Below are 10,831 nucleotides of genomic sequence, written 5' to 3'. Positions count from 1 at the left end.
ACCTCGCACCCCGCTCGAGGAGATGCTGTCCAAGGGCCCCGCCACCTTCGACGTGGCCGCGACCACCGAGGCCGCGGCCGCGGGACCCATCGCTCGCAGCCGCGTCAACGACCAGCTCTCGATCATCTACCCTTCTCCGCTGTCCACCGCGGACGTCGTGCTGGCGCCGGTGGCCGGATCGGACGGGGAGGCGCGGTTGCGCAGGTTGGTCGAATCACGTGACGCCGCCGACGCTTTGACGGGTCAAGGCTGGCGGGTCGATGGGCAGTCGCCCGCCGGAGGCCCCGGCGAGCCGCCTCTGCCTCCCGACAGCGGGCTGCCCCGGCCCGGCGTGCTCCAGGCCCTGCGCACCCTCTGGATCGAGGTCATCCGGTGAGCGGAACCCTGCGCCGGCTGATCGGGCTCGCGATGGTGGCGCTGCTCGCGGCGTCGTGCGCGTCGACCACGTCCACCAACCAGGCCGCCAACGGACTCGGCAACCCCGGGGACTGCCTGGTGATCGACATGGCGGTCTCCCCCGAGAAGATCGACCTGCTCACGAGCCTGGCGCAGACCTTCAACCAGTCCAAGACCAAGGTCGGCGACACCTGCATCTTCGTCAACCCGAAGAGCAAGGCATCGGGTGCGGCGATGCAGGCCCTGGCCAACGGCTGGAACGAGAAGAGCGACGGGCCGCTGCCGGTGGTGTGGTCGCCGGCGTCGAGCGCCTGGGGCGCGATCCTCGACCAGCGGCGGGCCGAAGCGGGCCAGCCGCCGATGGCCAACCAGGGCACGCCGTTCATGAACACGCCGTTGGTGATCGCCATGCCCCGGCCGATGGCGGAGGCGCTGGGCTGGCCCGACACGCCGATCGGCTGGTCCGACATCCTCCAGCTCGCCCGCAGCGCACAGGGCTGGGCCGCCTACGGACACCCCGAGTGGGGACCGTTCAAGCTGGGCAAGACCAACCCCAACTTCTCCACCAGCGGGCTGTCCGCGCTGATCGCACAGAACTACGCCGCCACCGGCAAGACCCGGGACCTCACCGTCGAGGATCTCGCCACCCGGGACGTGGTGGCGTTCAACAGCTCGGTGGAGTCGTCGGTGGTGCACTACGGCGACACCACGCTCACCTTCCTCAACAACTGGTACCGGGCCGACCAGGAGGGCACCGGGCTGCAGTACGTCTCGGCCGCCGCGGTCGAGGAGAAGTCGGTCATCGACTACAACGCCGGCAACCCCGACGGGGTGCTCGATCCCGGTGAGGAGCTGCGACCCCCGCGGGTGCCGCTGGTGGCCATCTACCCGAAGGAAGGCACCCTCTACTCGGACAACCCGTTCTTCATCCTCGACGCCCCCTGGGTCACCGACGCCCACCGCGAGGGGGCCAAGGCCTTCCAGGACTTCGTCCAGCAGCCGGAGAACCAGCGGCGGGTGCTGGAGTACAACTTCCGGCCGGGCAACCCCGAGGTGCCGATCGAGGCGCCGATCGTGGCCAGCAACGGGGTCGACCCGAACCAGCCGCAGACCCTGCTGCAGACCCCGCAGCCCGCGGTGATGGTGGAGCTGCTCCGCCGCTGGGGCGAGCAACGCAAGGGCGCTCGGGTACTGCTGGTGGTCGACGTGTCGGGCTCGATGAAGGACCGCGCCACCCGCGACACCGCTGACACCAAGCTGGACCTGGCGAAAGCGGCCGCGCTCGGCTCGCTGGAGGAGTTCAAGAGCAGCGACCTGGTAGGCCTGCGGGAGTTCTCCACCGGTCTCGGGGACGGCACGGCGTTCTGGAACGACCTGGTGCCGATCGGGCCGATGTCCCAGAACGAGCGGGCGCTGCGGCAACGCATCGAGGGCCTCTTCCCCACCAACGGCACCCCGCTCTACGACGTGGTCCTCGACTCGTTCCGGACGATGTACGACCAGTACGACCCGAGCCTGATCAACGCGGTGGTGCTGCTCACCGACGGCAAGAACGACGACGGCAACGTCACCGACGACGCCGCGCAGCTCGAGCGGACCGTGAGCGAGCTGCGGCGACTGAGCCAGGGTGAGCTGGGGCGCCCGATCCGGGTGTTCACCATCGCCTACGGCACCGACGCCGACCTGAGCGTGCTCAAGCAGATCGCCGAGGCGACCAACGCCGCCGCGTACAACGCGAGCGACCCGAAGAGCATCAACAAGGTCTTCACCGCGGTCGTCAGCAACTTCTGAGTGCGCGCAGCGCCGCTGGCCGGGCCGGCGCCGGGCCGCTGGCCGGACCGGCTCTGCGCCGCCGCCGGGCACCCACGCCCTAACGTCTTCGTCGTATGGCCCGCCTGAAGCTGCGCGACCGCTTCTTCACCCCGCCGGTGGCCCGGGCGATGACCTCCCCCGCGGGCATCCTGCTGGCGGGTGCCGGGGTGGCCGCGGGGATCCTGGTGGGACTTCCCGCGGCCGGGGCCGCGGCGCTGGGCGCGGCCGCGTGGGCGGCTCGGGTGGCGGCGGCCGTGCCCCGCAACCCGCGCCCGGAGCGCATCGACCCCTTCACCCTCCAGGACCCGTGGCGCCAGTTCGTCCGCGAGGCCCTCCAGTCCCGCAACCAGTTCGCGCAGGCGGTTCGCCAGGCCCGGGGCGGGCCGCTGCGGGATCGGCTGGCGGAGATCGGCGAGCGGCTGGGCACGGGGGTCGAGGAGTCCTGGCGGATCGCGAGGGCCGGCCAGGCGCTCACCGACGCCCGCCGCAGCATCGACGTCGCCCAGGCCGGCGCGCAGCTCGTCGAGCTGCACGACACCCGCAACCGCAGCCGCCAGGCGGACCGCACGCTCGACGAGACCATCCAGGCGCTGGAGGCCCAGATCGACACCGCTCGCCGGATGGACGAGGTGATCGAGCAGACCCGGGCCCGGCTGCGGCTGCTCGACGCTCGCCTGGACGAAGCGGTGACCCGGGCGATCGAGCTGTCGGCGCGGGCCGAGCGGGTGGACGAGCTGGGTGGGCTCGGCCAGGACGTCGACTCGCTGGTCAACGAGCTGGAGGCGCTCCGGCTGGGGCTGGCCGAGACCGATGAGGCGGGCGGGGGGCAGGGACTCGCCGCGCCCGGGTCGGCGTGAGCGACCACGACCCCGACCGGGCCGGCTCGTCGAGTGGCCTGCTGCGCTCCAGCGTGCTGGTGGCGGCGGGCACGGGGCTCAGCCGGGTGACCGGGCTGCTGCGCATCATGGCCATCGCCTACGCGCTCGGCACCCGGGTGCTCGCCGACGCGTACAACCTGGCCAACACCACCCCGAACGTGGTCTACGACCTGGTACTTGGCGGGATCCTGGCGGCGACGCTGGTGCCGGTCATCGTGGACCGCAACGAGCACGGCGACCGTTCGGGGGTGGACGCTCTGGCCACCGTCGTCACCGTCGCCCTCGTGGCGGTGACCGTGCTGGCCACCGCGGCCTCACCGCTGATCATCCGCCTCTACACCGTGGACCTGCCCGCCGAGGAGGCGCAGCGCCAGGCGTCGCTGGCCGTGCCGCTGCTGGTGATGTTCATGCCCCAGGTGCTCTTCTACGGCCTGACCACGTTGTGGACCGCGCTGTTGAACGCCCGACGCTCCTTCGCCGTGCCGGCGTTCGCCCCGGTGCTCAACAACGTGGTGGTGATCGCGCTGTTCCTGGCGTTGCCTCGCCTGGCGGGCGGGAAGCCGACCCTCGAGCAGGTGCGCGACGACACGGGGCTGCTGGTGCTGGTGGGGATCGGCACCACCGCGGGCATCGTGGCCATGACGCTGGTGCTGTGGCCGGCGATGCGCCGGGCGGGCATCCGGCTGCGCTGGAACCCCGACTGGCGCAACCCGGCGGTGTCGACCGTGGCCCGCCTGTCGGGTTGGACGCTCGGCTACGTCGCCGCGAACCAGGTGGTGTTCTTCGCGGTGCTGACCTTGGCGAACGGCACCGGCGAGGGCGCGGTGTCCGCCTACACGTACGCGTGGCTGTTCGTGCAGCTCCCCTACGGGCTGTTCACGGTGTCGATCATGACCACCTTCACCCCCGAGCTGGCGACGCACGCCAGCCGCGGCGACCTGCCGGCGTTCCGGTCCCGGTTCGCGCAGGGTCTCCGCCTGGGCTTGCTGGTGATCCTGCCCGCGGCGGCGGCTTACCTGGTGCTGGCCACCCCGATCGTGGGGTTCCTGCTCCAGCGGGGTTCGTTCACCGAAGCGTCGACCGAGCTGACGGCCTCGGCGCTGGTGTGGTTCGCCGCCGGCCTGCCGGGGTTCGCGGTGTTCCTCTACACGATGCGCGGCTTCTATGCCTTTCGCGACACCCGTAGCCCGTTCCTGCTGAACCTGTGCGAGAACGTGCTGCAGGTGGGGCTGGCGGTCGTGCTGGTGCGCAGGTTCGGGTTGCCGGGGGTGATCGCGGCGTTCGCCCTGGCGTACAGCGCCGCCGCGGTCGCGGCACTGGCCGTGCTCGCCCGGCGGGCCGGCCCGGTGGGCGTCGACGGGCTGTGGGCGGCGGTGGTCCGTCAGGGCGTGGCGGCGGCGTCCATGGTCGCGGTGATGGTCGTGGTGACCCGGGTGGTGACCCCGGGCGGCAGCGGGGAGTACGTGACCCAGGCGTTGGTAGGGGGAGCCGCCGGGGCGCTCACCTATCTGGGGGTGCTGGCGCTGGTGCGCTCCGACGACCTCCGGGCGTTGCGGGCGCTCGGCGCCCGGATCGGCGCCAGGCCCGACTCGACGACCATGCCCTAGGCTTGATCCATGTTCAAGTCTCTGAAGCGCTGGTGGAAGTACCTCACCGCCAAGCTCAACCTGGCCTTCAACGAGAAGGCCGACCCCAAGGTGCAGCTCGAGCAGGCCATCACCGAAGCCCAGGAGCAGCACCGTCGGCTGAAGGAGCAGGCGGCGAACGTCATCGCCAACCAGAAGCAGGCCGAGATGCGGCTCAACCGCTCGATGGAGGAGTTCGAGCGGTTGAACGCCAACGCTCGCCAGGCGGTGCTGATGGCCGAGGAGGCCCGCCGGGCCGGTGACGAGAAGAAGGCCGCCGAGTACACGCAGGCCGCGGAGTCCTTCGCCAACCGGCTGATCGCGGTGGAGCGCGAGGTGGAGGACACCAAGACGCTGGTGCTCGGGGCCACGCAGGCGTCCGAGCAGGCCAAAGCGGCGGTGCAGCAGAACGCGGCGGCGCTGCAGAAGAAGCTGGCGGAGCGCCAGAAGCTGCTCTCGCAGCTCGACCAGGCGAAGATGCAGGAAGAGATGAACAAGGCCATGGCCACGCTCAGCGAGACCGTCGGCCAGGACGTGCCCACCTTCGCCGAGGTGCAACAGAAGATCGAGGCCCGCTACGCGAAGGCGAAGGGCATGGCGGAGCTGACCGGCGAGTCGGTCGAGGCTCGCATGCTGGAGGTGGAGCAGGCGTCGCTGAACACCGAGGCGCAAGCCCGCCTGGCGCAGATCCGCGCCGAGCTGGGTCTGGCGCCGGCGAGCGGCGAGGAGCTGTTGAAGGAGGCCGAGCAGCTCCAGCAGGCCGAGGCGGCTGCTCCGGCGCCGGCGGCGGACCCGGTCGAGCAGTCCGGAGCGGGAGGCTCGTGACGGCACCGTGATGGCATGAGGGCAGCGGCTGTCCTCCTGCCATCACGGTTCAAGCGCAGATCCCCGCCACCGCCCGGTCGAGCGAGCCCGCGGCGCGATCGCCCGCCACCGGTGGGTCACCGGTCGGCGGGGTGTTCCAGTCGAAGGCCCGGGAAGCGAGCGAACCCCCGGTCGGAGGTCACCCACACCACGCCCTGCTCGATGGCGATCGCCGCCAGGTAGGCATCGGGGATGTCGTTGCCGCGCAACGAGAGCCGCTGGCAGAGGTCCTGGAAGATCGACCGGTGTCGCTCGCCCGGATCGACCGTGACCACCGCCGGCGATGCGTGCAGGGCATCGAGGAACTGCAAGGCGAGCTCGACCGGCGTGGGTTCGCGGAACACCCGGGGATGGGTGACGACGCGCAGGTAGCCCGCTGAGACCACACCGGGCACACCGAGCGGCTCCCGTCCCCGGCGCGCCGCGTCGAGCCACGCTCGCACGGTGTCGTGATGAGGTGCCTCGGGGCGGTGGGCGTCGACGAGGACGTTGACGTCAACGCAGCGCATCGAGATCGCGATCCGCGTCCATGAGGTCGCGCAAGGAACGACTGTCGGCGAGGTCCACGCCGGGCATCGTGCCGCTGCCACCGAAGATCGGTAGCTCGGGGATCTCCCGGGTGGCCCCGCCCGGTCGGCGCAACGCGAGCCGGAGTGCGTCCTCGATCAGCTCGCCGACGGTCTGGCCGCGTCGCGCGGCGTCGGCCTTGGCTCGGCGGTACAGATCATCGTCGATCCGGATCGTCGTCCGCACGGTGACATCTTAGCATCACTCATATGCATCTTGTCATCAGACCGGCAGACGACGAGATCCGGCAGGCTGGACACCTGGGTCGTGCATTGGAAGCCGATAGCCCGAATCTCCTCCAGACCCTGGGCGGTTCATCGAGCCGCTGAGCCACTTTTCGAACCCGTGATGAATCGAGTTCGGTGACTGGTCGGCCTGATCCCGCCGAGAGGTAGCGGGGTCAGGGGACGAGCTCGAATGCGTCGCAGTGCGCTGGGCGCACGACGCGGAAGTCCCGAGGATTGACGGTCGCGATCGTCTTGGCCGTCATCCGTTCTGCCACCGCGACCACAGCAGCGTCGACAACGCCGAGATCCAGGTCACGATAGGACGCGACGAGCTCCGCGACAGGACGCCAATCGGCGTCGGTGAGATCAACCCGGTCGATCTCAGAGGATACGATCGAGAGGAACGTGGCCTGTGCGTCGACACCGAGGCGGCTGCCGATGAGCCATGCCGTCTCTATGACGACCGGGGTCGGTACCAGCAATGCCTCGCGAGTGTCGTCGAAGAACTCCGAACAGCGGTCATGGTGGGCATCGGAGCGATCAGCGGCGGCGAACAGCACACCGGTGCCAACGACGATCACACCTCAGCCGCCGACTTGCCAGCGTAGGCATCCCGGCTGCTCTCACGGTGGCGCTCCGAACCATCTGCTCGACCCGAAGCACCGATGCCGATGAAGCTGAACCGATGACCGGGCGCCTTCCGGACCGGTTCCACGCCGGGCAGCTGACCGGCCAACTCGGCGATCACCTCGTCGACGCTCACACCCCGCCGGGCGGCTTCAGCCTGCAGGCGGCGCAACGCCTCGTCAGGCAACTGGACGGTCAGCGACATGAAGCCATCGTATCCGCCGTCGCGGACACCGAGCGACGATCCTGCGATGGCATGGCCGTCTCGCCCTGTAGGGATGATCGGCTACCGCCGATGTCTCACCTCACCCTGACAGACAGGGCCACCACATCATCAACGTACGCGCGGTGAGCCCCCACCCGCGGAGGATGATGCACCGACAGGTTCCCCGGCTCGGACACACGGAGCACCGCTGCCTTCGCCCTCCTCGAAGAGCAGGCCACGCCGCCACGACAAGCACGGCGATCCACCTGTACCATTCACACATGAGGAACCCCGGCAAGCGAGTCGCGGCCGGAGCAGCCGTCCTGGCACTCGTCCTGACTCTGCTGCAGCCGACAGCGAGCCACGCTGACGCCACCGTTCGAGTCGCGATCGGCGACGCCTCGGTCGTGGAGGGGAACGCGGGAAGGGTGCTCGCACTCAAGCTCCCGGTGACGCTCTCCGCACCCGCGCCGGCCGACGTCGTGGTCCGGTGGATCGCACAACCCGTCACCGCGACCCCGGGTGACGACTACCGGGCGATCACCAAGCCGAAGACGACGAAGATCGCCGCCGGCCGTACCAGCGCCCTGATCACCCTCGGTGTGCTCCCCGACACGCTCGACGAGGACGACGAGCAGATCGAGGTCACGTTGCTGGAGGTCGTCGGAGGGCCCGCGGTGCTCGGGCCGCGCTCGACCGGACGGGGCACGATCGTCGACGACGATCCTGGCGAACCGGCTGTCGGCGTCGGCGACGTCGCGGTCGTCGAAGGCGACGAGGGCAGCTCCACGGTCTCCGTCCCGTTCACCCTGTCAGAACCACTCCCCGACGCCGTCAGGATCACCTGGAGGGTCACCCCGGCGACCGCGTCCGCGGGGGAGGACTACCGCGACGTGGCCAAGCCGCGCACGTCACGGATCGACCCCGGCAAGACCAGAGCGCTCGCCAGCCTGGTCGTCTACGGCGACGGCCAGTACGAGGGCGACGAGGCCGCGCACGTCGAGGTCACCGACGTGACCGTGATCGGGGGTGGCGCAACGGTCGGGGTGTCGCGGCCCACGGGCACCCTGACCATCGTCGACGACGAGCCGGCTCCGGTCATCGAGCCGCTACACCTGGGCGGTGTGAGGAACTTCTTGGGTACCGGTGACCTGGCCGGCATCCTCCCACCCTCGGTCGACACGCTGGCCAACCGCCCCAAGTCGTGGCTGGCGATCAGCGGGCAGTGCTCCGGCAAGGAGAACGGCGACCGGATCATGGCCCGCACCACCCAGAACTACACACAGCAGACCTCGAACCCGCGCCCGGTCGGCGGTAGCTCCGGGACGTTCCGGTGCACGACCAGCAGCATCGTGCAGAACAACACCGAGTACGACCCCCGGGGCTACTTCTACGGGATCGAGGTGCCGGTGGGCTACAGCGGCGGGCCGATCGCCATCGAGGCGTACGACGCGGCGGCGTGCAGCTCCAGCTCGATCGATGCCCCGTCGGTGTTCCGGACCATCTACGTGATCCGCAGCGACGACAGCCTGAACCCCACAGGTGCCTCGGTGCTCGGCACGGTCCCCATCGCGGGCGGGGACAGCAGCGGGACGTGCGCCACCCCATCGACGAGCACCAGCGGCGGTTACCGGGGCGGCTGGCGGCAGCTCTACAGCATCGCCAACCCCACCCCCGGCACGTACTACGTACAGATCCTGACCGACACCCCCGGGGATACGACCACCCGGCACGGCTCCAACTCGTTCGCCCTGCGAGCCAACGTGGGCGGCGGCACCTGGGAGCCGTGCTCCGTCGACCAGGGCGATCCGGTCCACGGTCGACCTGGGACGCTGCCAGCCGAGACCTGCCCGGTCATCTTCGCCGTCGAGCATCTCGGCGCGTACCTGATGATGCCCAACGCCGTCACCACGTTCGACCTCGCCTCGATCTCCCATGACCATCAGGGCAAGGTGCTCGAGATCGACCTGTTCGACCTCGGCGAGGGCTCGAACACCCTCGAGCTCCTCGATCCCACCGGCAACCCGGTGGCGTTCGACTGGCGGGTGCTCTGCTACGACGGTTCCGACCCGGTGGACGGGGTCTGCCCGGGTGGGGACGCAGCACCCACCGGGGGCTGGGCGAGCATCGCCCCCACGACGTCGCTCGATCTGATGGGCAACCAGGCGCTGTGTACGGACTCCAGCGTGTGCTCGTACCCGCCGGTGTGGGTGCCATGGAACCCTCAACCCGGCCCGTACCGGACGGGGACGGGGAAGTACAACGATCGGGTCGTACGCCTGCGGACCCTGCTCCCCTCGGACTTCCAGTCGACCTATGGTGATGCCCGGCTCTGGCGGGTTCGGGTCACGACCGGCAATGCCCCCACCGACCGCACCACCTGGACGGCACGGCTGCGAAGCTGAGGATCCTGCGGCCGAGCCGGCCGGCTCCGACCGCCGACGCTCGGACCGACGTTCCCGATCACCTCAAGGCAGCATCACCAGGTCGTCGCGGTGCACGACGTGGCGGGGGCTGCCCTCGGGCAGCTCCGCGCTGCGGCGGCCGGCGATCTCCTTGGCGGTGGCCGCGTCGACCCGCACCAGGCCCTTGGCGAACACCCGCCCGTCCGCCGACGCGATCTCCACCGCGTCGTCCTCGTCGAAATCCCCGTGCACCGCCCGCACCCCGGCCGCCAGCAACGACGCCTTGCCCCCGAGCAGCGCCGCCCGAGCCCCCTCGTCCACCACCAGGGTGCCTGACGAACCCACCGCGAAGGCGATCCACAGCTTGCGGGCCGCCAGCTTGCGATCGTGGGGCACCACCACCGTGCCCACACCCGGCGCCCCCGCCACCGCGTCGGCCAGCACGTGCTCGCGGCGGGCATCGGCGATCACGGTGCGCACCCCTGACCACGAAGCGATCTTCGCCGCCGCCAGCTTGGTGGCCATGCCCCCGCTACCCCGCACCGTCCCCGGGCCGCCGGCCACCGCCTCCAGCTCGTGGTCGACCTCCACGATCTCCTCGATCAACGAGGCATCCGAGTCCAAGCGGGGATCGGCGGTGAGCACTCCCGGGGTGTCGGTGAGCAGCACCAACACCTCCGCGTCCACCAGGTGGGCCACCAGCGCAGCCAGCCGATCGTTGTCCCCGAAGCGGATCTCGTCGTCCGCGATGGCGTCGTTCTCGTTCACCACCGGCACCACACCCAGCTCCAGCAGCCGGGCCAGCGTCCCCCGGGCCTGCAGGTACTGGCGGCGCTCCATGAAATCCAGCGGCGCGATCAGCACCTGGCCGGCCACCACGCCGTGCCCACCCAGCTCCTCGCCGTACACCTGCATCAGGCGGCTCTGGCCCACCGCGGCCACCGCCTGCAACGTCACCGCGTCCCGCGGCCGCTTCGACCCTCCCAGACCGAGCGCCGGCAGGCCCGCGGCGATCGCGCCCGAAGACACCACCACCACCTGGTGACCGGCCCGCCGCAGCTCGGCCACCTCCCCGCACAGCTTGCGGATGGCCTCCCGGGCGATGTCGCCCTCGTCGTCGGTGATCGACGACGTGCCGATCTTCGCCACCACGATCACCGCTCAGCCCTCCGGCTCGAAGTCGAACGACAGCTCCCCGATGTGGACCGTGTCGCCCTCCCGGGCC

At 70.5% G+C, this 10,831-nt stretch carries 10 protein-coding genes and 1 pseudogene; 6 read left to right on the top strand and 5 right to left on the bottom strand.

The window, feature by feature from the left end:
- From V7004_RS13350 to V7004_RS13330, 5 genes and pseudogenes are all read left to right on the top strand, one after another.
- A pseudogene (locus V7004_RS13350) lies at positions 1–376 on the top strand (hypothetical protein); the annotation flags it as partial.
- Positions 373–2,187 (top strand): vWA domain-containing protein, encoded by a 1,815-nt coding sequence (locus V7004_RS13345; protein WP_334144572.1) that lies wholly within the window; start codon positions 373–375, stop codon positions 2,185–2,187. The pseudogene V7004_RS13350 and the gene V7004_RS13345, both read left to right, overlap by 4 nt.
- Before the next feature lie 95 nt (positions 2,188–2,282).
- Entirely contained in the window at positions 2,283–3,065 is a 783-nt protein-coding gene (locus tag V7004_RS13340; protein WP_334144571.1) for a hypothetical protein, read from the top strand.
- Entirely contained in the window at positions 3,062–4,693 is a 1,632-nt protein-coding gene (murJ, locus tag V7004_RS13335; RefSeq protein WP_334144570.1) for a murein biosynthesis integral membrane protein MurJ, read from the top strand. Before V7004_RS13340 ends, murJ begins: the two co-directional genes overlap by 4 nt.
- A 9-nt stretch (positions 4,694–4,702) precedes the next feature.
- Positions 4,703–5,536: a PspA/IM30 family protein gene (locus V7004_RS13330; RefSeq protein ID WP_334144569.1), complete on the top strand. Its 834-nt coding sequence runs from the start codon at positions 4,703–4,705 to the stop codon at positions 5,534–5,536.
- 116 nt (positions 5,537–5,652) lie between these two features.
- On the opposite strand, the gene V7004_RS13325 is transcribed toward V7004_RS13330, so the two are convergent.
- From V7004_RS13325 to V7004_RS13310, 4 genes are all read right to left on the bottom strand, one after another.
- Positions 5,653–6,084, bottom strand: a complete 432-nt coding sequence (locus tag V7004_RS13325) for a type II toxin-antitoxin system VapC family toxin (protein WP_334144567.1) — start codon at positions 6,082–6,084, stop codon at positions 5,653–5,655.
- On the bottom strand, positions 6,071–6,328 hold the full coding sequence (locus V7004_RS13320; protein ID WP_334144566.1) for a ribbon-helix-helix protein, CopG family: 258 nt from the start codon (positions 6,326–6,328) through the stop codon (positions 6,071–6,073). Before V7004_RS13320 ends, V7004_RS13325 begins: the two co-directional genes overlap by 14 nt.
- A gap of 214 nt (positions 6,329–6,542) precedes the next feature.
- Positions 6,543–6,950 (bottom strand): type II toxin-antitoxin system VapC family toxin, encoded by a 408-nt coding sequence (locus V7004_RS13315; RefSeq protein ID WP_334144565.1) that lies wholly within the window; start codon positions 6,948–6,950, stop codon positions 6,543–6,545.
- Positions 6,947–7,201 (bottom strand): ribbon-helix-helix protein, CopG family, encoded by a 255-nt coding sequence (locus tag V7004_RS13310; protein ID WP_334144563.1) that lies wholly within the window; start codon positions 7,199–7,201, stop codon positions 6,947–6,949. The genes V7004_RS13315 and V7004_RS13310 overlap by 4 nt, the downstream gene beginning before the upstream one ends.
- A 281-nt stretch (positions 7,202–7,482) precedes the next feature.
- Between V7004_RS13310 and V7004_RS13305 the strand changes: the two genes are divergently transcribed.
- The gene (locus tag V7004_RS13305; RefSeq protein ID WP_334144562.1) at positions 7,483–9,606 is read left to right on the top strand and encodes a Calx-beta domain-containing protein; all 2,124 of its coding nucleotides are present in this window, start codon (positions 7,483–7,485) and stop codon (positions 9,604–9,606) included.
- 63 nt (positions 9,607–9,669) lie between these two features.
- Here V7004_RS13305 and proB read toward each other — a convergent pair whose 3' ends face one another.
- Positions 9,670–10,764, bottom strand: coding sequence for a glutamate 5-kinase (proB, locus tag V7004_RS13300; protein ID WP_334144560.1), 1,095 nt, complete (start codon positions 10,762–10,764; stop codon positions 9,670–9,672).
- Positions 10,765–10,831 lie beyond the last annotated feature (67 nt).

Origin of the sequence: Rhabdothermincola sp., from assembly GCF_036846205.1 — a bacterium.
In the GTDB taxonomy this organism is placed as follows: domain Bacteria; phylum Actinomycetota; class Acidimicrobiia; order Acidimicrobiales; family Acidimicrobilacustridaceae; genus Rhabdothermincola.
The sequence above is the reverse complement of the archived record's forward strand: the minus strand, read 5'-3'. Positions and strand labels throughout refer to the sequence as shown.